Consider the following 22,757-nt stretch of genomic DNA (forward strand, 5'->3'; position numbering starts at 1 on the left):
CCACGCCAGCAACCGAGCACGAGCAGCGCCCCGTGCATCTCGCGGGGCGATCGATCCTGCTCGTGCTCGCCGGCGGGACGGCGGGAACGGCGGCCCGCGAAGCGCTGTCGCTCACGATCCCGGCGGTGGGCGGCATCCCGGTCGCGATCTTCGCCATCAACATCGTCGGAGCCCTCTTCCTCGGTGCGCTGCTCGAAAGCCTCTCCCGCCGAGGAGCCGACGTCGGCCGGCGCCGGTCGTTGCGGTTGCTGCTCGGCACCGGCTTCGCGGGCGGCTTCACGACGTACAGCGCCCTCGCCGTCGACACCGGGCTGCTGTTGACGGACGGCCACGCCGCGGCCGGCATCGGATACGCGCTCGCCACCGTCGCGGTCGGGGCGCTGGCGACGGTGGCGGGCATCGCCCTCGCTGCCGCACGCCGCCGGAAGCAGGCTGCCCGATGACGCCCCTTCTCTTCGTGGCGCTCTCGCTCGCGGGGGGCGTGGGTGCGGCGCTCCGCCTCATCGTCGACGGTGCCATCAAAGCCCGCGTGCGGGGCGCGTTCCCGCTCGGCACGCTCCTCATCAACGTGTCGGGCTCGTTCGTCCTGGGGTTCGTCACGCAGCTCGCCCTCGGCGGCAGCCTCGAAGACGCGTGGCGACTCGTGATCGGCACGGGCCTGTGCGGCGGGTTCACGACGTTCAGCACCGCGAGCTTCGAGACGGTCCGGCTCGTGCAGCAGCGTCGGTACGCTCTGGCATCGGTGAACGCCGTCGGGATGCTGGTGGCCGCCGTCGCGGCGGGACTTCTCGGCATCGTGCTGGGGCGCCTGATCAGCGGATGACGACAAGAGGATGCCGCATGGGGAAAGCGCTTGCTGGCATACTCGAAGGAGCCGACGAAGGAGTCCCCGTGACCGTCCCCCGACGAACCCGCATCGTCCTCGCCGGAGCCCAGGGCTTCGGAACCGTCCACCTCGAGAACCTGCGCCGCCTCGGCGATCGCGTGGAGCTCGTGGCCGTCGCCGATCCCACCCCCGTGCCGCCCGAGAACCTGCCGGCGGGCACGCAGGCGTTCGCCTCACTCGCCGATGCGCTCGACGCCGTCGACGACATCCACGTGGTCATCGTCGCGACGCCGCTGCACACCCACGCCGCCCTCGCCGGCCTCGTCGTCTCGCGCGGCATCGACCTCTACCTCGAGAAGCCGCCCGTGCTGTCATCCGCCGACTTCGCCGTGCTGGCGGATGCCGCGGCGGCCTCGGGCGCGCGCGTCCAGGTAGGGTTCCAGAGCCTCGGATCGCTCGCCATCCCCGCCCTCATCGCCGACGAGTTCGGGCTCGGACCTATCCAGGCGATCGGCGCCGTCGGCCTGTGGTGCCGCGACCGGGCGTACTGGTCGCGCAGCCGCTGGGCCGGGCACCGTGTGCTCGACGGGTTCCCCGTCCTCGACGGCGTCGTCGCGAACCCGCTCGCCCACGCGACCGCGACCGCCCTCGCCGTCGCCCAGTCGACCGCCGCCACGGACGTGACGCAGATCACCGCCGATCTCTACCGCGCCAACGCCATCGAGGGTGACGACACCAGCGTCATCCGCCTGTCGACCGGGCGCGGCATCCGCGTCACCTCCGCTCTGACCCTCTGCGCCGTGCAGGACGAGGACCCGTACGTCCTCATCCGCGGCACGCGCGGATCGGCCACCTTCTTCTACACGGAGGACGTCGTCGAGACCGACGGCCGCCGCGTCGAGTTCGGCCGCGTGGACCTCGTCGAGAACCTGCTCGACCACCGCGACCACGGCACGCCGATGCTCGCTCCGCTGCACGAGACGGGAGCCTTCGTCCGTGTGATGGATGCCGTCGCCGACACCGAGCCGGTCGCGATCGACGCCGCGTTCGTGACGTGGAACGAGGAGGGCCGCTCGCCGCGCGTCGTCATCACGGGCGTGCAGGACGCCGTGGAGCGCGCGGTCGACGCCGAGGCGACCTTCGCGGAGCTGCACCTGCCGTGGGCCGCGAAGACCGAGGCCGCCGTCCTGGCCGACCTCGCCGCACCGGGCGAGCCGCAGCATCCGATCGCCGTCCTCGTCGACGGCGCCGACGTGACCCGATCGTCGAGCCCGCGTCCCTACCTCCATCCGGTGAGCACGCCGGGCGGCGTCGTCGTGTCGGACACGCACCCCGCCGACCACGACTGGCACCTCGGCATCAGCGTCACGCTGCAGGACGTCTCGGGAGTCAACTTCTGGGGCGGCCGCACCTACACCCCCGGACGCGACTACGTCTGGCGCGACGACCACGGACGCATCGTCGCGACGCGCGTCGAGGGGGCGGCATCCGCCCTCGAAGCCGAGTTCGCGTGGATCGGCCGCGATGGTGCGCAGATGCTCACCGAGCAGCGTCGGATGACGGTCGCCGAGGCCTGGCCCGGCGCGGCCACCATTGATCTGACATTCTCGCTCGCCACGCGCGCCGGCACGCTGCACCTCGGCGGCCCGGGCAGCAACGGCCGAGTCGGCGGCGGCTACGGCGGACTCGCGTGGCGGCTGCCCGTGGCGACCGACGTCGACGTGCGGACCGCCTCGGCGCGGGGCGAGGATGCGGTGCACGGCACCGTCGCCCCCTGGCTCGCGTGGTCAGCGGAGTTCCCCACCGGCACGGCGACCGTCGCGATGGCGCCGCTCGACGAGGACTCGGCGGCCGACCCCTGGTTCGTCCGGGTCGCGGGCTACCCGGGCATCGGCGCCGCCCTCGCCTGGGACCGTGCCGTGGAGCTGGCCCCCGGCATCCCCGTCACCCGCTCGTACCGCCTGCTCGTCGCCGACGGTCGCCTGTCGGATGCCGAGGTCGTCGCCGCCCTCCGCCTCGGCTGACGCTCCCCCACGCACGACGAAGGCGGCGACCTCCAGGGTCGCCGCCTTCGCGTTCGGGCTTACTTGATGCCGGTGGTGGCGATGCCTCGGATGAGGAAGCGCTGACCGAACAGGAACGCCAGGAACACCGGGACGAGCGAGACGACCGACATCGCGAACATGCCGCCGAAGTTCGACGCCCCCTGGGCCGACATGAACTGGCGGAGCGCCAGCGGCACGGTGAACAGGTCGGGGTTGTTCAGATAGATGAGGGCGCCGAAGAAGTCGTTCCACACCCAGACGAAGGTGAAGATCGCCGTCGTCGCGAGGGCCGGGGTCATCATCGGCAGCAGGATCTGCAGGAAGATGCGCGCATGTCCGGCGCCGTCGATCCGGGCGGCCTCGTCGAGGTCGCGAGGGATGCCGCGGATGAACTGCACCATCAGGAAGATGAAGAACGCGTCGGTCGCGAGCGCCTTCGGCAGGATGAGCGGCCAGAACGTGTTCACCATGCCGAGCTGGCTGAACATGATGTACTGCGGCACGATCACGATGTGCACGGGGAGCATGATCGTCACGAGCATGATCGCGAACATCGTGCGCTTGAAGTGGAAGTTCAGACGGGCGAACGCGTACGCCGCCATGGAGCACGAGATCAGGTTGCCGACGATGGAGCCGGCGACCACGACGATCGAGTTCCACAGGTACGTGCCGAACGAGGGCGAGAGGGCGTTCCATCCCTCGGTGTAGTTCGACACCTCGAACGACAGCGGCCAGAGGCCCGGCAGGCGGAAGATCTCGTCGTTGGGTCGCAGCGAGCTGACGACCATCCACAGGAGCGGATAGAGCATCAGCGCGGACGTCGCGATGAGGAAGACGTGACGGGCGACGACGCTCACCTTCGAGCGTCCGCCGAGACCCGCGCTCTGCCGCCGTCGGATGCGCTGACGCTCCTGGGCGAAGCGACGGTCGCGGGTCGTGATCAGTTCAGTCGTCATAGAACACCCACAGCTTGGAGAGAGCGAAGTTCACGGCAGTGAAGCCCGCGATGATGGCGACCAGCAGCCAGGCCATGGCCGAGGCGTAGCCCATGTCGAACGCCGTGAACCCCTTCTGGTAGAGGTACAGCGTGTAGAAGAGGGTCGAGTCCGACGGTCCGCCGGATCCACCCGAGATGATGAAGGCCTGCGTGAAGGCCTGGAACGCGCCGATCATCGACAGCACGAGGTTGAAGAAGACGATCGGGCTCAGCAGCGGCAGCGTGATCGAGAAGAACTGGCGCGCGGGTCCGGCCCCGTCGACGGATGCGGCCTCGTAGTACATGACCGGGATCTGCCGGAGGCCCGCGAGGAAGATGACCATCGGGGCGCCGAAGCCCCACACGCTCAGCAGGATGATGGTCGACAGCGCGGTGTCGGGGTTCGAGATCCAGCCCGGTCCCTCGATGCCGAAGACGGCGAGGAACTGGTTCACGATGCCGTCGACGCCGAAGATCTGCTTCCACAGGATCGCGACGGCGACCGAGGAGCCGAGCAGCGACGGCAGGTAGAACATCGACCGGTAGAACGCCAGTCCGCGCAGTCCCTTGTCGAGCAGCAGCGCGACGCCGAGGGCAGCGGCCATGGCGAGCGGGACGCCGACGAGCACGTAGACGAAGGTCACACCGAGGGATGCCCCGAGTCGAGGATCCTGCGACATGCGCACGTAGTTGTCGAGCCCGATCCACTCGGGGGCGTTGAACAGGTCGTACTTCGTGAACGACAGGTACAGCGACGCCATGATGGGCAGCACCGTGACGAGGATCAGCCCGAGGAGCCACGGGGCCAGGAAGACCAGGGCGGCCTTCGTGTCCTTGGGTCGCTCGCGCGCGCCTCGTTTGCCGCGCGGGCGGCGTATCTGGGACAGCTCGCTGATCGCGCTCATCCGGGTCCTCCTCGACACTTTCGACGGTCTTCTGCGACCGCCGACGACACGCTCAGAAAGCGCTTTCTGTGACGATACACTATCGAGCGGAGCGCACAAGCGGTCCCCGAAGACGAGGAGCCGCCATGGCCGATTCCGCCCGTGTCGACGAGCAGATGCCGGACCTCGGCCCGATCGCCGGGTACCCCGACTGGCCGGCCTTCCTGGAACGCGAGCAGGTGCCGACGAGCGGATCCGAGACGCGCCGCATCCTCGCCTCGGTCCTCGGCGTCCGCCGCGCCGTCGCCGGCGACGTCCGCGTCGAGCGCGAGTGGCGGTCAGGCGGCGTGCACGGCCGCGAGCTCTCCTGGCAGCTGCCGTACGGCCCCCGCACCCGCGCCTGGGTGCTGCGTCCCGACGACGATCGTCGCGGCCTCCCCGGACTGCTCGGCCTGCACTGCCACGGTGGCGTCCGTTCGGTCGGCGCGGAGCAGCTGCTCGAAACGGACCAGGCGCCGCACCCGTCGGCATCCCGTCTGCGCGAGAACGTCTACGGCGGCCTCGCTCCCGCGAACGACCTGGCCCGCGACGGCTTCGTCGTCCTCGCCCACGACACGTTCTCGTGGGGCAGCCGGGCGTTCGACCTCTCGCACCCGACACCCCGGCTCGCGGGACTGATCGCAGGCCGCGAGGCGCTCTGGCGCGAGGAGGGCGTGACCCCGACCGAGGCCGAGCGGTTCGATGCCGTCGCGTCGTTGCACGAGGATTCACTCGCGAAGGCGGCGGGCATGCTCGGCACGTCGCTCGCGGGCGCCGTGATGACCGAGGACGTCGCCGCCCTCGATGTGCTCGCCGGACTCGACGAGGTGGATGCCGAGAGGCTCGGCACGTTCGGGCTGTCGGGCGGCGGCGGGCGCGCCGTGTTGCTGCGCGCCCTCGACGACCGGGTGCGGGCGACCGTCGTGACGTGCATGATGGCGACCTTCGCCTCGCTCGTCCCGCGCGAGATCGACACGCACTCGTGGCTGCTGAACAGCCCCGGCATCCGGGCGGCGGGAGACCTCCCCGAGATCGCGGCATCCGCGTCTCCTCGCGAGCTCCTCGTGCAGTACGGGGCGCAGGATCCGCTGTTCCCGATCGAGGGGATGCGCGACGCGGACCGAGCTCTGGCGGGGACGCCGGGCTACCGCGGGACGTTCTTCGACGACGGTCACGTCTCGAGTCCCGCGATGCAGGACGAGGCACGCGCATTCTTCGCCGCGACACTGACGGCGTGACCCAAGCGAGACACACCGATCGTTGACAACATCGCGACCCCGGCGCTACCGTCCGTCAGTAAGCGTTTTCTCACAGCTGAGAAAACGTTTGATCCGCGAAGGAGCGGCATGACCCCGATCACCTCCGGCCCGACCCGACACGAACGTACGGCCGCCGGTGGATCGATCCTCCGCTCCGCTCGGATCACCCCTGTCCTGCTGCGCGCCCTCCGCCGCCGCACCGTCTGAGAGGAACCCCATGAAGAACCGACGCCTCCTCGCCTTCGCCGCTGCCGGCGTGGCGCTGGCCGTCACGCTGACCGGTTGCGGCGGTGGATCCGGAGCCGGAAACGGCGACGAGCAGATCACCCTCCGCTTCGCCTGGTGGGGCAGCGATGAGCTGAACGCCATCAAGGCCGAGCAGATCAAGCTGTTCGAGAAGGCGAACCCGAACATCAAGGTCGAGGGTGAGCCGAGCGAGTACAACGGGTACTACGACAAGCTCGCGACCCAGGTCGCCGGCGGCGGCGCACCCGACGCGCTGCAGATCACGTACGACGCGCTGCCGCTGTACAAGAGCAAGAACGCGATCGCCGACATCACGGGTGACATCGACCAGTCGAAGTTCCAGGCGGGCTCGCTCGACGCCGGGATCATCGACGGCAAGCTCTACGCCCTGCCGACAGGTGTCGGCTCGCGCGGCATCATCGTCAACCCGGCCGTCTTCGAGAAGGCGGGCGTCGCGATCCCCGACGACACGACCTGGACGTGGGACGACTACATCTCGATCGCCAAGGAGATCTCCGACAAGGCCGGCAAGGGCACGTACGGCTCGTCGGCCATCTCGAACGACCAGTCGCTCATGGCGTTCGCCCGCCAGAACGGCGAGGACCTCTACACCGCGGACGGCACGTTCGGCGTCAGCGAAGCCACAGCCGAGAAGTTCTTCGAGTTCTCGAAGGACCTGCAGGACTCCGGCGGGTCGCCGGATGCCTCGACGGCGGCCGAGGACGCGTCGGCCTCCCTCGAGCAGAGCCTCATGGGTCAGGGCAAGGTCGGCATGACGTTCGCGCCGCTGAACTTCATCAGCATCTACGCGGGCGCAGCCGGTCAGGAGCTGAAGATCCTCAATGTCCCCGGTGACAGCGCCGGCAAGGTGGGTCTCGTCATCCAGCCGACCGTGCAGTACGCGGTCTACTCGAAGTCGAAGCACCCGAAGGAGGCTGCGAAGCTGATCGACTTCCTGCTGAACAGCGAGCAGGCCGGTCCGCTCAACAAGCTGACCCTCGGCATCCCCGCCGACCCGACCGTGCTCGAGGCCATCACGCCCGATCTGACCGACTCCGAGAAGGAGCAGGTGGCCTTCATCGACCGCCTGTCGAAGGCCGGTGGCACGCCGCAGAACCCGATCGCGCTGCCGACCTCGCAGCTCGGGCCGATCATCACGAAGCTGCTCGACGACGTCACCTTCGACAAGACGACTCCCGCGGATGCCGCGAAGGAGCTCATCTCGCAGGTGGAGACGGCACTCGCCGCGAGCTGACAGACGGATGCGGCGGTCGGGATCATCCGGCCGCCGCATCGCCATGTCCCGGACCATCGGAGGATGCGGATGACCTATCACCTGGCAGGAGACTCGACCGTCGCGCCCATGAGGGCGGGTGAGGAACCGATGGCGGGCTGGGGCGAATGCCTCGGCGAGTTCACGCTTGATCCGGTGCGCAACCATGCGTTCGGAGGGGCGACGACCGAATCGTTCCTCGCCAGCGGGACGTGGGATGCGCTGCTGTCCGGTGTCGCCCCCGGCGACATCGTCGTCATCCAGTTCGGGCACAACGACCAGAAGCAGCCGGAGGTGCTCGCCTCGCGCGGTGGGTACACCGAGCGGTTGCGGCGGATGGTCGCGGACGTGCGCGACCGCGGTGCCCGCCCGGTGCTGTGCACCTCTTGCGAGCGGCGGTGGTTCGAGGGCGAGCGCGTCACGCCGACGCACGGCGACTACCCGAACGCCGCCCGTGACCTCGCCGCGGGCGAAGGCGTCGACCTCATCGACCTCACGGCGTTCACGACCTGGCTCTACGAGGACCTGGGGGACGAGGCATCCGCTCGTCTGCTGTCGCACTACGCGCCGGGCGAGACCGCCGCGTGGCCGGACGGCCTCGTCGACGACACGCACTTCCGCGTGGAGGGCGCGCGTCGCATCGCGCGGTTCGTGGCGAAGAGCCTGCGGGCGATCGAGCGGCGCGACGGCGATCAGCCGGCGAAGGGGTCGACCTTCACGGCGTGACCGAGATGGTCGTACGGTGAGGAGCATCAGCCACGTTCCGGAGGAGATCCTGATGCGTCTCACCGTCGGCACTGCCCTCATCCTGGGCGGCCTCGCGATCGTCGTGCTCGCGCAGGTGAACCTCTACGCGCAAATGGACCGCGTCGACCGGGAGGGCACCGCGGGCAACCTCTTCGCCCCGGACGTCTTCTGGCTCGGGCTCGCCGGCGTCGTCGCGATCGCGGTCGGTGTCGGAGCCCTCATGGCGCGCCGGCGCGCAGCCGCGTGACGGGGCGGAGCTGAAGCACTGACGCGCGGGCGCGGAGCTGACGCGCCGACCTGACCGCCGGAGGCCCGGATCAGAAGGGCGCCGGGTCTCCGGGGTTTGCGGTGGCAGAGGTGAAGGCGACGGCCGGAGTGGGTGCGTCTTCTCTGTAGGTCCTGCCGAGGGGTGAGGTCCATTCGAGGACACCACCCTGGAGTTGTCGGACTTTCCAGGCCGTGAACTGCTTCATCGAATGGTGTCTCTGGCACAAGTGGGCCAGGTTCGAGAGTTCTGTCTTGCCGCCGAGCGCGTGATCATGCGTGTGGTCTACTTCGCAGCGGATGGCGGCGACCCGGCATCCGGGGAACCGGCAGTGCTGATCCCGAGCTTGCAGGAACCTGCGCATCCCCGACGGGACACGGTACGAGTCCGTCGCGACGGTGACCCCGGTGACGGGGTCGTGCAGCAGACGCTCCCAGACTCCGGTTTCACCGGCGAGCGTGCGAGCGGTGACCGGGTCGATCGGTGAGCGCCCCGAGAGATCGCAGGGCCCGTCATCTGCACCGGTGAGTGTCGCGGCGGGGATCAGCACTTGCACGCGTGCGCGGATCGCGCCCAGCGGCCCAGCCGCGGTGTCCCGGGTGTCGTCCAACGCCGGGATGCCCGCGAGGAGCAGGTCTGAGAACACGTCAGCCCGGACCTGGTCCGTCGAGCGGCCATCGGTCGCGATCACATCGGAGGTCGCCGCACGCTCGCCTCGCGTGTCGATGATCGCGCGCGCCTGTTGGGTGAGTCGATCGTGGATCCCCTCGGCGATCACGGTGGGGAGGGTCGCGATCAGGTCGCTCATCCCATCCCGGCCGGCGACCAACCGGACGCAACGTCCCGCGGCCGCCTCTTCGTGCCTCTCCGCGAAGGATCGCGGGTGCATCCGGTGCGCGAGGATCTCCAACTCACCCCGCACCCGGTTCGGGGTGTCTCGTTCGCACCGTTCGATCGCGACCTTCTCGAACTCCGCCCACAACTCGGCGGGCAGGTTCACCCCGGCGTCCACGATCGCCGAGACGTGTCCGCGGACGATCCGCCCCGCTTCCCACGCGGCGACCGCGGCCGGGAATCCCTCGATGGTCACCCGTGCTTCACCGATCCGGCGTTGCACCGTCCGGTCGGTCATCCGCATTGCCCCGGCGACTTCTGCAGCGATCGACCTCAGTGCCATGTCGTGCAGGAGGACGTTCGCGTCCGCGTGAGCGCTCTGCGCCTCCGCCAACCGTCCCGCCGCGGCGAGCACGCGAAGCTCCGCGATCTGCCCCGCAGCGATCTGCCGACCCACCGTCTCGACGTCCGCGACGATCCCCGCGATGGCAGCGATATATGCCTCGCCACCGGGGGTTTCCATCGCTTCCGTCATACCTGCACTCTGCCACCAACCTCCGACATCGTCCCCGGCAGAATCAGCCGAAAACGACCCCTATCCACATCCCGAGAATGAGAGTTCATTCATCTCGAGCGGGCCCTCACGTCAGCGCGTGGCGCGGGGCTTCTTGATCGGGACCGCGATGCGGTGGACCCGCTCCGCTCCGTCGGGTGCGTCATGGAAATCACGAGCGACATGCACGGTCGCGTGGGGTGCGCCCGCCAGCACGGCCGGGACGCCTCGCGGCGGCAGGTTCTCCGCCACGTGCAGCTCGCGCAGCGCAGCCGAGCCGCCGAAGGCGGAGATATCGATGGACCCCTGCGCCGTGTCGAGGGTGGAGACCCGTCCACGATGCGGGCGCCCGTGCGGGAATGCAGGATCAACGCCATAGACGTCTCCGAATCCGAGCGCGGCGCGTCAGCCGAACGCCCGCGCCATCGGCCGCCGCACCCCGCCGAACTCCACGGTCGGCCACGCGCGGTCGACCGTCAGCACCTCGATACCCGACTCCGTCACGAGCACGGTGTCCTCGACCTTCGCGCCCGGGGCGCTCGGGTTCCACGCGAACGCGTGCGACGAGACCACGGCATCCGTCGTCAGCGTGGTCGCGCGGGGGTCGCGCCCGGCGTACCCGGTCGGTCCGCCCTGGTGGTGCTTCGTCCACTCGTGCGCGTCGAACCCGGATGCCGCGTACCCGGCGGTCCCGGCGGCGAAGACGTCGTTCAACCGGGCGCCCGGGCGGGTCGCGGCGAAGAACGCCGCCTCGACCTCGAGGATGCGGTCATCGTCGACCCCTGCCTCGCCGACCCACCGGGTCGCGTTGGCGATCAGGCCGTGCCGCCGCCCGCAGACGACGAGCATCGCCCGACGCCCGAGCGCCCCGTCGGTGGGGAGCGGATGCCGGTGCGGCAGCCGCTCCTCCCCCGCGACCAGGATCACGAGCGGATCGATGCCCCGCGCCACGAGCCCCTCGGCGAGCGCAGCCGCGGCCGAGCGCTCGGTCGAAGACGCACTCAGTCCGCGGGCGACCGCCGTCAGCACCTCCGCCGTCTCGCGCCCGAGCGCGCGGTACCGATCGGCCTCGGCGGGAAGCAGCGATGCGCGCGCGGCGCGCAGCGCGGCTGTGACATCGACCTCGCCGAGACCGGCACCTGCGGCCTCGAGCACGGGCTGGTGCCACGGCACACGGACGAGGCGGTCGGCATCCTCGGGCAGCAGCTCCTCGGCGATCAGGCGGTCGGCCTCGTTCGCGCTCACGAACAGTGTGTCTCCGTCATCGTCGACGCGAACCGCCAACACCGGCGGGCCGGCGAGGGAGACATGCGTGCGGGCGCCCTCGAGGTACCAGGCGAGCGCTTCGTGCGACGAGAGCACGAGTGGGCGACCCCCGGCATCCCGCCGCACACCAGCCATCCGCTCACGTTTCGCGGCTCGGTCAGCAGCAGATCCGGACATCGTCGTCTCCCGTCATAAAACGTTTCCTCGCATAGTATGGCCAGACTGGCGCACGCACGGCGCACGCCGGAAGGCGCGAAGGGGAGCCGATGGCAGGGCAGAAGCAGACCACGATCACCGACGTGGCCAAGCACGCCGGCGTCTCGCTGGCCACCGTCTCCCGCGTGATGAACGGCAACGCGACCGTCGATCCGGCTCTCGCCGAACGGGTCCGCACGTCGGCCACCGAACTCGGCTACTCCGCCAACCCGCTCGCCCGCAGCCTCGTCCTCGGCAAGACCCAGACGATCTCGGTCGTCGTGCCCGACCTCTCGAACCCGACGTTCCAGGGCATGCTCCGCGGCCTCAGTCGCGCCGCCGTCGCAGACGGCTACCACGTGCTCGTCGCCGACTCCGACGAGCACGAAGACCAGGAGCGCCTGCTCGCCCTCGAGTCCCGCCGCCGCTCCGACGGTCTCGTGCTCTGCGCTCCCCGCATGTCGGATGCCGCCCTCGCCGAGGTCCTCGCCGAGGTGGCGCCCGTCGTGCTCGTGAACCGCGCCGGCGACGCCCCCAGCGTCGCGGCCGACTACCGCACCCCGCTCCGCGAGGTCATCGACCACCTCTACGGTCTCGGCCACCGCCGCATCGCCTACCTCGCCGGCGCCAAGCGGAGCGCCTCGAACGCGCAGCGCCTCGCCGCACTCGACGACGCCCGCGCGACCCTCGACGGGTGCGAGATCTTCGAGATCCCGGCGGGTGTCGACTTCGCGGCCGGCGCCGACTCGCTCGACGCCGTCCTCGACTCGGGCGCGACCGCCGTCCTCGCCTTCAACGACCTGTCCGCCATGGGCCTCCTCAGCGCCGCCACCGAGCGCGGTCTGACCGTGCCCGGCGATCTGTCGATCGCGGGCTTCGACGACATCCCCTTCGCGCGCTACACCTCCCCCGGGCTGACGACCGCCGCCGTCCCGACGGCGGAGCTCGGCGCCCTCGCCTGGCGAGCACTCCGCGCCCTGCTGCAGGGCGAGACGCCCGACGCCACGCACACCGTCGTCCCCGAGGTCATCCTCCGCGGAACGACTGCCGCGCCCAGGCGCTGAATCGCGCGACTGAAACGATCCACTTTCCCTCGAGAACATTCCTCGCGGAGCCGGCGGCATCCGTGCTACCGTCTGAGAAAACGTTTCCTGAGCCCGTTTCCCGGCTCGGAGGAGTCCGGCACGAAGGAGAGCCATGACCACCCGGTACGCCCTCGTCGGCGCAGGCCACCGCGCACAGATGTACGTGGACGCCATCGCCGACGACTACCGCGACCGCGCCGACCTCGTCGCGATTTGCGAGCCGAACCCGACCCGCGCACAGTTCTACGTCGACCGCCTCGTCGACCACGGCCTCGCCGCTCCGAGCACCTGGCAGCCCGACCAGCTCGAGGAGATGATCCGCGCCGAGCGCATCGAGCGGGTCATCGTGACCGCGCGGGACGACCTGCACGCCGAGCTGATCGTCCGATCGATGGATGGCGGGGCCGACGTCGTCGTCGAGAAGCCCCTCACCATCGACGCGGCCAGCGCCGCCGCGATCGAGGCGGCCGCCGAGCGCACGGGGCGATCGGTCGTCCTGACCTTCAACTACCGGTACGCGCCGCGCAACACCGCCCTCCGCCAGGTCATCGCCGAGGGCCGGATCGGTCGCGTCACCTCCATCGACTTCTCCTGGATGCTCGACACGCAGCACGGCGCGGACTACTTCCGCCGCTGGCACCGCGAGAAGGAGCACTCCGGCGGGCTCCTCGTCCACAAGTCCAGCCACCACTTCGACCTCGTCAACTGGTGGATCGGGCAGCGCCCGCGCCGCGTCTTCGCCTCGGGAGCCCTCCGCTTCTACGGCGCCGAGAACGCCGCCGCCCGCGGCCTCGGCGACCGCCCTGACCGCGGCACGCACGACGGCGACCGCGACCCGTTCGAGCTCGACCTGCGCGGCGACGAGCGCCTGCGCGCGCTGTACCTCGAGGCCGAGCAGCACGACGGCTACGTCCGCGACCGCGACGTGTTCGGTCCCGGCATCACGATCGAGGACAACCTCGCCCTCGTCGTCGACTACTCGGACGGCGCGACCCTGTCGTACTCGCTGAACGCCCATGCCCCCTGGGAGGGCTACCGCGTCGCGATCAACGGCACCGAGGGCCGCGCCGAGCTCGAGGTCGTCGAGCGGGGCGCCGTCCTCGTCGGCGACGGGCTGCACCCGGTGGTCGACCCGAGTGCGGTGCAGGATGCCGCCCACTCGAGCCTCCGCCCCATGGGCGAGCGCCTGCTCGTGCAGCGGCACTGGGAGGAAGCCGTCGAGGTCCCGATCGTCTCGGGCGAATCCGCCCACGGCGGCGGCGACGCCCTGCTCCTGGCCGACGTCTTCGCGGGCCCCGTGGACGACCCGCTGGGGCGCCCGGCCGACTGGACCGACGGCGTCCGTTCGATCGCCGTCGGCATCGCCGGCAACCGCTCGCTCGAGACGGGCATGCCCGTGCAGGTCGCCGACCTCGGCGTCGCGATCCTCCGCGACTCGACACCGCGGATTCCTCGATGAGCCGCATCGTCGTCACCGGCGGCTCCGGCCGGCTGGGGCGCAACCTCGTCGCCGGGCTCGCCGCATTCGGGCACGAGGTCGTCTCGCTCGATCGCGCACCGTCCGACGACCTCCGCATCGACGGCGTCGAGCAGATCTCGATCGACCTGCTCGACGCGGCAGCGACGGCCGAGACGCTCGTGCGCGCGAAGGCCGACTCGCTCGTCCACCTCGCCGCGATCGCCGTGCCGTTCAGCGCCCCCGAAGACGTGATCATGCGGACGAACACCGGTCTCGCCGTCTCGGTCCTCGGCGGAGCGGTGGATGCCGGCATCGGACGCATCGTCGCGGCCTCCAGCCCCACCGTGCTCGGTTACGGCAACCCGTCGGGCTGGCTGCCCGAGTCCCTGCCGCTCGACGAGACATCGACGCCGCGGCCGTGGAACGCGTACGCGCTGTCGAAGCTCATGATCGAGCAGACCGTGTCGATGCTGCACCGGCGCACCGGCGACGACGTCCGCTACGCGACGTTCCGCCCCTGCTACGTCATCGCGCCCGAGGAATGGGCGGGGGCCCCGACCCAGCAGGGCCACACGGTCGCCGAGCGGATCGCCGATCCCGCACTGTCGGCTCCGGCCCTCTTCAACTACGTCGACGCCCGCGACGTCGCATCGTTCACCGATCTGCTGCTGGGGGCGCTCCCCGACATCCCGAACGCCGAGGTGTTCTTCGTCGGCGCCGACGATGCGCTGGCCGACGCCCCCCTGGCCGAGCTCCTGCCGCGCTTCGTCCCCGGGACCGACGACCTCGCCCGCGCCCTCACCGGCACCTCGCCCGCGTTCTCGAACGCGAAGGCGGCGCGCGTGCTCGGCTGGCGGCCGCAGCACTCGTGGCGGACCGAACTCACCTCCTCCTCCCTGAACGCCGTCTCCGATCGAAAGGACGTGCCGGTATGAACTTCCGCGGCATCCTCTTCTTCCCCGTCACCCCGTTCGACTCGGCGGACCGCGTCGAGACCGACCTCCTGACCCAGCACGTCACCGCAGGAGTGGATGCCGGTGCCGGCGGCGTCTTCCCCGCGTGCGGCACGGGCGAGTTCCACGCCCTGTCCGCCAGCGAGTTGGCGCTCGTGGTCCGCACCGCGGTCGACGCGGTCGCCGGTCGCGTCCCCGTCATCGCCGGAGCCGGCGGCCCTCTGGGCCACGCGATCGAGGTCGCGCGCTCCGCGGCCGATGCCGGTGCCGACGGCCTGCTCGTCCTGCCGCCGTACCTCGTGGGGGCCCCGCAGCGCGGGCTCATCGCCTACGTCGAGGCGATCGCCGCGGCATCCGATCTGCCCGTCATCGTCTACCACCGCGGGTCGGCGGCGTTCACGACCGAGTCGATCCGCACGCTCGCCGCGAACCCGAAGGTCGTCGGCTTCAAGGACGGCATCGGCGACATCGGCGCCACGCAACTGATCGTGCGGGCGGTCGCGGATGCCGGCCGTGAGGACTTCGCGTTCTTCAACGGCCTGCTGACCGCAGAGCTCACGCAGGGCGCGTACCGCGGGATCGGCGTGCCGCTGTACTCGTCGGCCGCCTTCGCGATGATCCCGGAGGTCGCGAACGCCTACTACCGCGCGTACGTCGACGGTGACGAGGCGCGTCGCATGGCGATCCTCGACGGCTTCTATGCGCCGCTCGTCGCGCTCCGCGACGAGACCCCCGGGTTCGGCGTCTCGCTCATCAAGGCGGGTCTGCGTCTCGAAGGGCTGCCGGTCGGCTCCGTCCGCGCTCCGCTGGTCGACCCGACCCCGGCGCAGGAGGCCCGTCTGGCCGAGATCCTCGCCGCGGGCCGCGCACTGCTGTGACCACTATCGCCTCGTTCGGCGCCCGGCTGATCCGGGTGCCGCTGACGCGCCCGTGGGCCGCCGACGTCACGTCGGTCGGCGTCATCGCGACCCACGTCGTGCGGTCGGACGGCGCCGAGGGGTGGGGTTTCTCGTGGACTCCGCAGATCGGCGCCGAGGCGGTTCTCGCGCTGCTGCAGCACGACATCCCCGCCTTCGCCGTCGGCCGCTCGGCCGAGCCGGCGGAGGTCTGGCCCGAGCTGTGGCGCCACCTGCACGAGGCGGGTGGCGGCGGCCTCACGACGATCGCGATCGCGGGTCTCGACCTCGCACTGTGGGATGCCGCGGCCCGCGCGGCCGGCATCTCGGTGTCGACCTCGATCGGTCGCCGTCGCGACTCGGTGCGCTCCTACGGCAGCGGCATCAACCTGCACTACGAGCTCGACGACCTGCTCGCCCAGGCGCGGCGCTGGGTCGATGCCGGCTTCGGCGCCGTGAAGATGAAGGTCGGCAGCCCCGACCTCGCCCGCGACGTCGCGCGCGTCGCCGCGGTGCGTGACGTCATCGGAACCGACCGCGCACTCATGGTCGACGCGAACCAGCGGTGGGACCTCGACCGGGCGACGACCGCCGTCGAGGCACTCGCGGCATCCGATATCGCCTGGATCGAAGAGCCGCTGCGCGCCGACGACCTCGCCGGGCACATCGAGCTCGCGAGGCGCCTGCGGGGCGGATCGGGAGTACCGATCGCCCTCGGCGAGAACGTGCACACCCGCTACCGCTTCGACGACTTCGTGCGCTCGGGCGCGGCGCAGGTCGTGCAGCCGAACATCGTCCGCGTCGGCGGGATCACGCCGTTCCTCGAGATCGCGGGCGACGCGCACGCTGTGGGCATAGACCTGCACCCCCACCTGTTGCCCGAACTGTCGGGCCAGCTCGCGCTGGTCCTGCCGCAGGAGGTCCTCGTCGAGGACATCGAGGACGCCGCGTTCGGTGCTCTCGGTGCGCTCGAGGGCCCCTCCCCCGTCGCCATCGTCGACGGAACCCTGACCGAGGTGCCCCACGAGGGTCTCGGACTGCGCTTCACCCACCCGGAAGGACTGTGATGACCACGTCACCCGAAGAGCTCACCCGCCTCACCGACGCCGCGGCGGCCGCCGCGCCGATCTGGCGCACGTCGTCCGCCGACGATCGCGCCCGCTGGCTGAGCGCCGTCGCCGACGCGCTCGACGCGAACGCCGACGAGCTCGTTGCGATCGCCGACCGCGAGACGCGCCTCGGCGCCGTGCGCCTGCGCGGCGAGGTCGGCCGCACGACCGGTCAGCTGCGTCTGTTCGCCTCGGTCGTCCGCGAGGGTTCCTACCTCGAGCTGACGGTCGACGACGCGGATGCCGTCGCAACCCCGCCCCGCCCCGAGCTGCGTCGCCTGCTGGTCGGCGTCGGCCCGGTCGCCGTGTTCTCGGCATCCAACTTCCCGTTCGCGTTCTCGGTCTGCGGCGGCGACACCGCCTCGGCGTGGGCGGCGGGCAACCCCGTCATCGTGAAGGCGCACTCCGGCCACCCTGAGCTGTCGGAGCGCACCGCCACGATCGCGATCGAGGCGCTCCGCGCCGCGGGCGCGCCCGACGGATCGCTCGCCCTCATCGAGGGCCGCGAGGCCGGGAACGCGCTCGTGCAGCACCCCGTCATCCAGGCGGCCGGGTTCACCGGGTCGCTCTCGGGCGGACGCGCACTGTTCGACCTCGCGAACGGACGGCCCGACCCGATCCCGTTCTACGGCGAGCTCGGCAGCGTGAACCCCGTCGTCGTCACGACCGGCGCGGCCGCCGCGCGCGGTGAGTCGCTCGCGACGGGCCTGGTCGGCTCGTTCACGCTCGGCGCCGGTCAGTTCTGCACGAAGCCGGGTGTCGTCTTCATCCCGCGGGATGCCGGCATCGAGCAGCTCGTGGCCGACGCGGTCGCCGGCGCTGCCGGTGGACCGCTCCTCACCGAGCGCATCACGACCGCGTTCCCCGACGGCATCCGCGACCTCGAGGCCGACCCGTCGGTCGAGGTGCTCGCCCAGGGCGCCGAGATGCCCGACGGCGCCCGCCCCGTGGTGTTGACGACGGATGCCGCGGCGGTCGCCGAGCGCCCCGAGACGCTCATCGCCGAGGTCTTCGGCCCGGTCACGCTGCTCGTCCGCTACAGCGACCAGGCCGAGCTGCTCCGCGCGGTGCGCGCCGTGCCGGGAAGCCTCACCGCGACCCTGCACAGCGAGGCGGGCGAGGATGTCGCCGAGGTGCTCGAACTGCTGCAGCTGCGCGCCGGACGCGTACTGTTCGCGGGCTGGCCGACCGGCGTCGCCGTGACGTGGTCGCAGCAGCACGGCGGACCGTGGCCCGCGACGACGTCGCTCCACACCTCCGTCGGCGCGACGGCGATCCGCCGGTTCTTGCGGCCGGTCGCGTTCCAGGACGCGCCCGACGCGCTGCTGCCCGAGGCGCTCCGCGACGCGTCGCTGGCTCGACTGCCGCACCGCCGCAACGGCGTTCTGCAGGTGCCGTCCGCATGAGCGCGGCGTTCGACCTCGTCGGCGGGCACGTCGATGCCGGCCGGCTGCCGTCGGCCGTGCTCGGTGTGGCCACGGCCGAGGGGACGGTTGCGCTCGAGGGCTTCGGGGCCGCGGCATCCGATCGGTACCCGCTCTTCTCGATCACGAAGCCCCTGCTGGGGATCGCGGCGGCGCGGGCGATCGAGCGCGGGCTGCTGACGGCCGAGACGCCGCTGCGCGGCGCGGTGCCCGAGTTCGGCGCAGGACGGGACGACGTCGTGCTGCTGCGCCATCTCGTGTCGCACACCGCGGGGATCGCGGAGCCGCCGCTCGACCCTGTGACGCCGCTCCGGACCGAGCTGATCACGCGCGGGCGGGACTTCGCGGCGGGCACGGCGTCGCGCTACTCGTCGCTCGCGTTCGAGGGCGTCGCGGCGCTCGTCGAGCACGCGACTGGTCGCGAGTGGGCGGATGCCGTGGCGGACTGGGCGGCGGAGATCGGCGCCGACGGGCTCAGCCTCGATCACGCCGGCTCGATCGAGGTCGTCGACGCCGCGGCCTCGGGCGTCGACATGGCGCGGTTCGCCGCGGTGCGGCATCCGGGGGCGGGTCTCGTCGGCCGGGCGGACGACCTGCTGCGACTGGGCTCAGAGCTGCTGCGGATCGGGGGCGGGGCGACCGGCGGCAGCCTGCAGCCGGCAACGCTGGCGATGATGCGGCGGCCGTTGACGGGCGACATCCCGCGACTCGAGCCCTACACCGCGGACCGCGGTCAGGACTGGGGGTTCACGTGGAACCTCCGCACGCGCGCGCCCGGCCTCATCGACCAGGACGTCTACGGCCACGGCGGCTGGGCGGGCACCGAGTTCTGGGTGCACCCCGGTGCGGGGATCGCGTGGGTGCTGCTCACGAACGCCGTCTCGCGCCCCGGCGTCGACCTCGACGCAATCGACAACGCGGTGGTTTCCGCGCGCTGAGGGGTGTGACTCAGCCCGCGAGAGCGTCCCGTTGTGCCGAGAGCGCCCTGACGTGCCCGGCATCCTGCAGCGCTCTCGGCAACAGGCGGCGCTCTCGCGACTGAGTCTCGCGACGCTACCCGCGCGCTCGATACTGGGGCTCCCCGCGCGCGATCCTGCACCGGCCCGCGCCGCACACGCGCGAGAGCGCCCCCTCGTGCCCAGAGCGCCCCCCTGTAAACCGGGCCGCCGGTGCGCTTTCGGCACCAGACAGCGCTGTCGAGGAACGCGTCAGATACGCACGCTCGCGCGCGGCTCGAGCTCCGCGCGCGTGATCCCCGCCCCGACGTGCGCCTGACAGGGGAAGCGCACGCGCCCGGACGGCGGCCCGGGCAGGATCTCGATCCGCAGCTCGGTCGCGTCGCCGCGAAGGTGTGCCGGGATGCGCCAGGGGCGCCCGGTCCACAGAGCGTCGGAGACGAGCCGGTCGGCGGCCCACGCGCGGGCGACATCGCCGATCCACTTCAGGCGCACCGTGCGCTCGTCGGCCGGGTCGACCGCGATCGTCACGATCGCGGCGGCATCCCACTCCGCCGGGATCGACGCGCGACCGCCCCGCTCGGCACCGGACGGGGTCGCCCCGGCGGACCGTTCGAGCGTCACCGCGACCTCCGCGGCATGTCCAGGCTCGACCTCGACTGCCACCCACCCGCCGTCGTCGAGCACCTCGAGACGTGGGGACGCCGCCACACCGCCCGCGAACGTGACCTCACCGTCGTCGGTCACGACCGCGCCGGGCGCCCAGACGACCCGCCCGCCGGCGACCGCGATCGCATCGGCACCCGCTTCGTCGAGGACGAGCACCCGCGAGACCACCCCTCCGTCGCGCGTCAGCTCCCACATGCGCCCGCGGTCCGCGGCGATCTCCGTGACGTCCGCGTCGGCTGAGAGCTGAGGCGGGATGCCGTCGGTCGCCGCCGCGACCAGCAGCGGCGCTCCGCGCCACAGCACCTCGGTCACCGGTTGCGCGGTGAGCCAGTGCACGGTCGCGTCGCCGAGCGGCATCCCGAACGGCCAGGCGAAGACCGCGCCCGACGGGATGTCGACCTCGGGGAAGGCGGTGTCGCCGACCTCGAACCGCACGCCTTCATGTCGAGGGAGGTCGATTCCAGGATGCCGGTTCACGACGAACACGAATCCGCGTCGCCCGTCCGAGCGGACCGACCAGCGCAGCCCGGTGAGGTCGGGCGAGTCGGCGGCGTCCTCGGCGAAGAAGGCGGGCATGGCGGCGAGCGCCGCACCCCACCGCGCGAGCATGAGGTGCTGCCGGCGGAGCGCCGCCCAGCTCGGCCGCGTCGCGCCGTCGACCTGGACCGGTGCACCGAAGTCGTAGGCGATCTCGGGAAAGTCGTTCGGTCCGGCCGCGGCGTGCGACTCCTGCAGCCCGCGGCGCGGATTCCGGCCGTCGGCGTACATGTAGTACCCCTGCCAGACGCTGCCCGAGGCGAGCTTGGCCATCGCGAGGGCCGCGACATCGGCGGCCGGCACGTCGAGACGGCGGTGGTACGCCGAGGTCATACCCGACCCGAGCTCGCAGGTCGTGAACGGATGCGGCGCCCGCACCGCTTCGGCGACGGGCTCGCCGGCGCGGTGGTCGGCGCCGATCGAGTCGTCGTCGCGCCGCGGCGACGGGTAGAAGTTCGCATGGCTGCGCAGGTCGGGCTCGACGTCGGCGTCGACCCAGAACGACTCGGGGTATCCGCCGTAGACCGGCAGGAATCCGTCCGGCAGCTGGGCTCCCCCCCATCCGGTCGCCGTCCAGATCGGCGCGCGCAGGCCGAGCCGCTCCGCCATCTCGCGCAGCCGGGTGAGGTGATCGGCACCGTCGTACAGCTCGTTGTCGACCTGGATCGAGAACAGCGGCATGCCGCTGACCTGCTCGGCCAGCAGGGCGTACCACCGCTCGACTTCGCCGAGGTAGGCCGGGTCGTTGGTGCGGAGCGGAAGCCCCGAGTCCACGAGCCAGTCGGGCAGACCGCCGTGGCGCGCCTCGGCGTGGGCGTACGGGCCGATCCGCAGGATGAGCCCGAGACCGGCGTCGCGCGCTGTCTCAAGGAAGGCGCGCACGTCGAGTCCGCCGGTGAAGTCCGGCCGTCCGCGCTCCGGCTCGTGGTGGTTCCAGAGGACGTAGGTCGACACGTGGGTGAGGCCGCCGGCGCGGGCGGCGGTGAGCACCGGCATCCACTTCTCGCGGGGGATGCGGGAGTAGTGGATCTCGCCGGTGATCGGGACGACCGGGATGCCGTCCTGTCGAACGGACTGGACCGTCACCTCGACGCCGGAGTCATCACCCGCCGATGGGCGGATGTCCGCGAGCTCGATCGCGGCGGGCGGGCGGACGGTGAGGGCGTGGACGCGCGTCATCGGGACTCCAACGGGGGCGGGGACGGGTCCGAGCCTAGGAGCGCGAGCCGACGTGGCGCGGCGACGCCGTCGGATCGTCCAGGCATGTCGTCGGCAACGGTCGCCCTCGCTGCCACCGTGGACAGGACTCTCCGAAGCGGGCCGAACTCGCGACCATGGAAACGCGGATGCGGATCGAACGCACGCACACGCAGGGGCGATGGCTGCTTCTGGCGATCCGGCCCTCCCTAGACCCGCGCGGGATAGCGTTGCGTGGGTGACGCTGAACCACATTCGACGCGGGAACGGCAGCCCTCTGCTACTCGTACACGGCCTGGGTGCAGGGTGGCGGTCTTGGGCCCCGATCCTCGACCAACTGGCGGAACATCGTGAGGTCATCGCCGTCGACTTACCCGGGTTCGGTGAGACTCCGGCCTTGGCCGGTGAGGTCTCGATCGCCACGTTGACCGACTCTGTCGCGGACTTCATCCGCGAGCAGGGGCTGGACGGGGTTTCGACCGCAGGCCAGTCGATGGGCGGCCGAATCGTGCTCGAGCTCGCGCGGCGAGGGGTCGGCGGTGACGCTGTGGCGTTGGACCCGGGCGGCTTCTGGAGCCACCGCGAGCTCGTCGTCTTCGGCGCCACGTTGCGGCCCTCGATCACTCTGGTCAGAGCGCTGCGAGGCGCGTTGCCGGCCCTGCTGGGCAACCCCGTCGGACGGACTCTGCTGCTGGCGCAGTTGTCGGCGCGGCCGTGGGCCCTCTCGCCCGAGACCGTACTGCCGGACGTGCGCGGACTGGCCGATTCGCCGTCGACCGGGGCCGCCATGAACGCCCTCACAAAAGGACCCAAGCAACAGGGCGCCCCGGCCGGTTCGGTACCTGGCCGGGTCACAATCGGGTGGGGGCGGCGTGATCTGGTGACGGTACCCCGTCAGGCCTCTCGAGCCACAGAACTGTTCCCGGACGCCGTACTGCACTGGTTCGACCGCTGCGGCCACTTCCCTCAATGGGACGCAGCGGATGAAGCAACCCGACTCATTCTCGACGGCACCCACTAGCATCGGCGGCCTGCTCAGACGACGACTGCGCTCGCGAAATTGG

The 22,757-nt window shown here is 71.3% G+C and carries 21 protein-coding genes; 15 read left to right on the forward strand and 6 right to left on the reverse strand.

Going from position 1 to position 22,757, the window contains the following annotated elements; genetic code table 11:
* Window positions 1-32: 32 nt before the first annotated feature.
* The 3 genes from MRBLMI1x_RS01160 to MRBLMI1x_RS01170 all read left to right on the forward strand — a co-directional run bounded on the left by MRBLMI1x_RS01160 (window position 33) and on the right by MRBLMI1x_RS01170 (window position 2,850).
* Window positions 33-443: a fluoride efflux transporter FluC gene (locus tag MRBLMI1x_RS01160; protein ID WP_363457776.1), complete on the forward strand. Its 411-nt coding sequence runs from the start codon at window positions 33-35 to the stop codon at window positions 441-443.
* Entirely contained in the window at window positions 440-823 is a 384-nt protein-coding gene (gene crcB / locus MRBLMI1x_RS01165; RefSeq protein ID WP_018187513.1) for a fluoride efflux transporter CrcB, read from the forward strand. Before MRBLMI1x_RS01160 ends, crcB begins: the two co-directional genes overlap by 4 nt.
* Window positions 824-891: 68 nt before the next feature.
* The gene (locus tag MRBLMI1x_RS01170; RefSeq protein ID WP_363455125.1) at window positions 892-2,850 is read left to right on the forward strand and encodes a DUF6807 family protein; all 1,959 of its coding nucleotides are present in this window, start codon (window positions 892-894) and stop codon (window positions 2,848-2,850) included.
* A 59-nt stretch (window positions 2,851-2,909) separates the two neighbouring features.
* On the opposite strand, the gene MRBLMI1x_RS01175 is transcribed toward MRBLMI1x_RS01170, so the two are convergent.
* Window positions 2,910-3,827 (reverse strand): carbohydrate ABC transporter permease, encoded by a 918-nt coding sequence (locus tag MRBLMI1x_RS01175; protein ID WP_018187515.1) that lies wholly within the window; start codon window positions 3,825-3,827, stop codon window positions 2,910-2,912.
* Window positions 3,817-4,752 (reverse strand): carbohydrate ABC transporter permease, encoded by a 936-nt coding sequence (locus MRBLMI1x_RS01180; protein WP_020098536.1) that lies wholly within the window; start codon window positions 4,750-4,752, stop codon window positions 3,817-3,819. Before MRBLMI1x_RS01180 ends, MRBLMI1x_RS01175 begins: the two co-directional genes overlap by 11 nt.
* Before the next feature lie 125 nt (window positions 4,753-4,877).
* On the opposite strand from MRBLMI1x_RS01180, the gene MRBLMI1x_RS01185 reads away from it, so the two are divergent.
* From MRBLMI1x_RS01185 to MRBLMI1x_RS01200, 4 genes are all read left to right on the forward strand, one after another.
* A complete protein-coding gene (locus MRBLMI1x_RS01185) occupies window positions 4,878-6,008 on the forward strand; it encodes an acetylxylan esterase (RefSeq protein ID WP_363455129.1) in 1,131 nt (376 codons plus the stop codon).
* Between the two features lie 238 nt (window positions 6,009-6,246).
* Window positions 6,247-7,530: a sugar ABC transporter substrate-binding protein gene (locus MRBLMI1x_RS01190; protein WP_311858084.1), complete on the forward strand. Its 1,284-nt coding sequence runs from the start codon at window positions 6,247-6,249 to the stop codon at window positions 7,528-7,530.
* 69 nt (window positions 7,531-7,599) lie between these two features.
* Window positions 7,600-8,274, forward strand: a complete 675-nt coding sequence (locus MRBLMI1x_RS01195; protein ID WP_363455133.1) for a rhamnogalacturonan acetylesterase — start codon at window positions 7,600-7,602, stop codon at window positions 8,272-8,274.
* A gap of 52 nt (window positions 8,275-8,326) precedes the next feature.
* Window positions 8,327-8,542 carry a hypothetical protein gene (locus MRBLMI1x_RS01200; protein WP_018187521.1) on the forward strand — a complete coding sequence of 72 codons (216 nt, stop codon included), beginning with the start codon at window positions 8,327-8,329 and terminating at the stop codon, window positions 8,540-8,542.
* A gap of 70 nt (window positions 8,543-8,612) precedes the next feature.
* Here MRBLMI1x_RS01200 and MRBLMI1x_RS01205 read toward each other — a convergent pair whose 3' ends face one another.
* From MRBLMI1x_RS01205 to MRBLMI1x_RS01215, 3 genes are all read right to left on the reverse strand, one after another.
* On the reverse strand, window positions 8,613-9,929 hold the full coding sequence (locus MRBLMI1x_RS01205) for an HNH endonuclease signature motif containing protein (RefSeq protein WP_363455136.1): 1,317 nt from the start codon (window positions 9,927-9,929) through the stop codon (window positions 8,613-8,615).
* Window positions 9,930-10,040: 111 nt separating this feature from the next.
* Window positions 10,041-10,199 (reverse strand): hypothetical protein, encoded by a 159-nt coding sequence (locus MRBLMI1x_RS01210; RefSeq protein WP_363455139.1) that lies wholly within the window; start codon window positions 10,197-10,199, stop codon window positions 10,041-10,043.
* 153 nt (window positions 10,200-10,352) lie between these two features.
* Complete coding sequence (locus MRBLMI1x_RS01215; RefSeq protein ID WP_363457779.1) at window positions 10,353-11,309, reverse strand: M24 family metallopeptidase; 957 nt, start codon at window positions 11,307-11,309, stop codon at window positions 10,353-10,355.
* Window positions 11,310-11,479: 170 nt separating this feature from the next.
* On the opposite strand from MRBLMI1x_RS01215, the gene MRBLMI1x_RS01220 reads away from it, so the two are divergent.
* From MRBLMI1x_RS01220 to MRBLMI1x_RS01250, 7 genes are all read left to right on the forward strand, one after another.
* Window positions 11,480-12,472 carry a LacI family DNA-binding transcriptional regulator gene (locus MRBLMI1x_RS01220; protein ID WP_363455142.1) on the forward strand — a complete coding sequence of 331 codons (993 nt, stop codon included), beginning with the start codon at window positions 11,480-11,482 and terminating at the stop codon, window positions 12,470-12,472.
* A gap of 133 nt (window positions 12,473-12,605) precedes the next feature.
* Window positions 12,606-13,952, forward strand: a complete 1,347-nt coding sequence (locus tag MRBLMI1x_RS01225; protein WP_363455145.1) for a Gfo/Idh/MocA family protein — start codon at window positions 12,606-12,608, stop codon at window positions 13,950-13,952.
* Entirely contained in the window at window positions 13,949-14,887 is a 939-nt protein-coding gene (locus MRBLMI1x_RS01230; RefSeq protein ID WP_363455148.1) for an NAD-dependent epimerase/dehydratase family protein, read from the forward strand. Before MRBLMI1x_RS01225 ends, MRBLMI1x_RS01230 begins: the two co-directional genes overlap by 4 nt.
* Window positions 14,884-15,783 carry a 5-dehydro-4-deoxyglucarate dehydratase gene (locus MRBLMI1x_RS01235; protein ID WP_363455151.1) on the forward strand — a complete coding sequence of 300 codons (900 nt, stop codon included), beginning with the start codon at window positions 14,884-14,886 and terminating at the stop codon, window positions 15,781-15,783. Before MRBLMI1x_RS01230 ends, MRBLMI1x_RS01235 begins: the two co-directional genes overlap by 4 nt.
* Window positions 15,780-16,868 (forward strand): mandelate racemase/muconate lactonizing enzyme family protein, encoded by a 1,089-nt coding sequence (locus tag MRBLMI1x_RS01240; protein WP_363455154.1) that lies wholly within the window; start codon window positions 15,780-15,782, stop codon window positions 16,866-16,868. The genes MRBLMI1x_RS01235 and MRBLMI1x_RS01240 overlap by 4 nt, the downstream gene beginning before the upstream one ends.
* Window positions 16,868-18,316, forward strand: a complete 1,449-nt coding sequence (locus MRBLMI1x_RS01245) for an aldehyde dehydrogenase (NADP(+)) (RefSeq protein ID WP_363455157.1) — start codon at window positions 16,868-16,870, stop codon at window positions 18,314-18,316. The genes MRBLMI1x_RS01240 and MRBLMI1x_RS01245 overlap by 1 nt, the downstream gene beginning before the upstream one ends.
* Window positions 18,313-19,272, forward strand: coding sequence for a serine hydrolase domain-containing protein (locus MRBLMI1x_RS01250; RefSeq protein ID WP_363455160.1), 960 nt, complete (start codon window positions 18,313-18,315; stop codon window positions 19,270-19,272). Before MRBLMI1x_RS01245 ends, MRBLMI1x_RS01250 begins: the two co-directional genes overlap by 4 nt.
* 270 nt (window positions 19,273-19,542) lie before the next feature.
* Here the strand turns inward: MRBLMI1x_RS01250 and MRBLMI1x_RS01255 are convergent, their stop codons facing one another.
* Window positions 19,543-21,675, reverse strand: coding sequence for a beta-galactosidase (locus MRBLMI1x_RS01255; RefSeq protein ID WP_363455163.1), 2,133 nt, complete (start codon window positions 21,673-21,675; stop codon window positions 19,543-19,545).
* A gap of 256 nt (window positions 21,676-21,931) precedes the next feature.
* On the opposite strand from MRBLMI1x_RS01255, the gene MRBLMI1x_RS01260 reads away from it, so the two are divergent.
* Window positions 21,932-22,714 carry an alpha/beta fold hydrolase gene (locus MRBLMI1x_RS01260; RefSeq protein ID WP_363455166.1) on the forward strand — a complete coding sequence of 261 codons (783 nt, stop codon included), beginning with the start codon at window positions 21,932-21,934 and terminating at the stop codon, window positions 22,712-22,714.
* Window positions 22,715-22,757 lie beyond the last annotated feature (43 nt).

The sequence above is a fragment of the Microbacterium sp. LMI1x-1-1.1 genome, assembly GCF_040676205.1.
Classification (GTDB): Bacteria; Actinomycetota; Actinomycetes; order Actinomycetales; family Microbacteriaceae; genus Microbacterium; species Microbacterium aquilitoris.

What these genes read in the sequence shown, in the direction of transcription:
- crcB (WP_018187513.1), top strand. Translation starts at nt 440, where the DNA reads ATGACGCCCCTTCTCTTCGTGGCGCTCTCGCTCGCGGGGGGCGTGGGT.
- MRBLMI1x_RS01175 (WP_018187515.1), bottom strand. Translation starts at nt 3,827, where the DNA reads ATGACGACTGAACTGATCACGACCCGCGACCGTCGCTTCGCCCAGGAG.
- MRBLMI1x_RS01180 (WP_020098536.1), bottom strand. Translation starts at nt 4,752, where the DNA reads ATGAGCGCGATCAGCGAGCTGTCCCAGATACGCCGCCCGCGCGGCAAA.
- MRBLMI1x_RS01185 (WP_363455129.1), top strand. Translation starts at nt 4,878, where the DNA reads ATGGCCGATTCCGCCCGTGTCGACGAGCAGATGCCGGACCTCGGCCCG.
- MRBLMI1x_RS01190 (WP_311858084.1), top strand. Translation starts at nt 6,247, where the DNA reads ATGAAGAACCGACGCCTCCTCGCCTTCGCCGCTGCCGGCGTGGCGCTG.
- MRBLMI1x_RS01195 (WP_363455133.1), top strand. Translation starts at nt 7,600, where the DNA reads ATGACCTATCACCTGGCAGGAGACTCGACCGTCGCGCCCATGAGGGCG.
- MRBLMI1x_RS01200 (WP_018187521.1), top strand. Translation starts at nt 8,327, where the DNA reads ATGCGTCTCACCGTCGGCACTGCCCTCATCCTGGGCGGCCTCGCGATC.
- MRBLMI1x_RS01205 (WP_363455136.1), bottom strand. Translation starts at nt 9,929, where the DNA reads ATGACGGAAGCGATGGAAACCCCCGGTGGCGAGGCATATATCGCTGCC.
- MRBLMI1x_RS01220 (WP_363455142.1), top strand. Translation starts at nt 11,480, where the DNA reads ATGGCAGGGCAGAAGCAGACCACGATCACCGACGTGGCCAAGCACGCC.
- MRBLMI1x_RS01225 (WP_363455145.1), top strand. Translation starts at nt 12,606, where the DNA reads ATGACCACCCGGTACGCCCTCGTCGGCGCAGGCCACCGCGCACAGATG.
- MRBLMI1x_RS01230 (WP_363455148.1), top strand. Translation starts at nt 13,949, where the DNA reads ATGAGCCGCATCGTCGTCACCGGCGGCTCCGGCCGGCTGGGGCGCAAC.
- MRBLMI1x_RS01235 (WP_363455151.1), top strand. Translation starts at nt 14,884, where the DNA reads ATGAACTTCCGCGGCATCCTCTTCTTCCCCGTCACCCCGTTCGACTCG.
- MRBLMI1x_RS01245 (WP_363455157.1), top strand. Translation starts at nt 16,868, where the DNA reads ATGACCACGTCACCCGAAGAGCTCACCCGCCTCACCGACGCCGCGGCG.
- MRBLMI1x_RS01250 (WP_363455160.1), top strand. Translation starts at nt 18,313, where the DNA reads ATGAGCGCGGCGTTCGACCTCGTCGGCGGGCACGTCGATGCCGGCCGG.
- MRBLMI1x_RS01255 (WP_363455163.1), bottom strand. Translation starts at nt 21,675, where the DNA reads ATGACGCGCGTCCACGCCCTCACCGTCCGCCCGCCCGCCGCGATCGAG.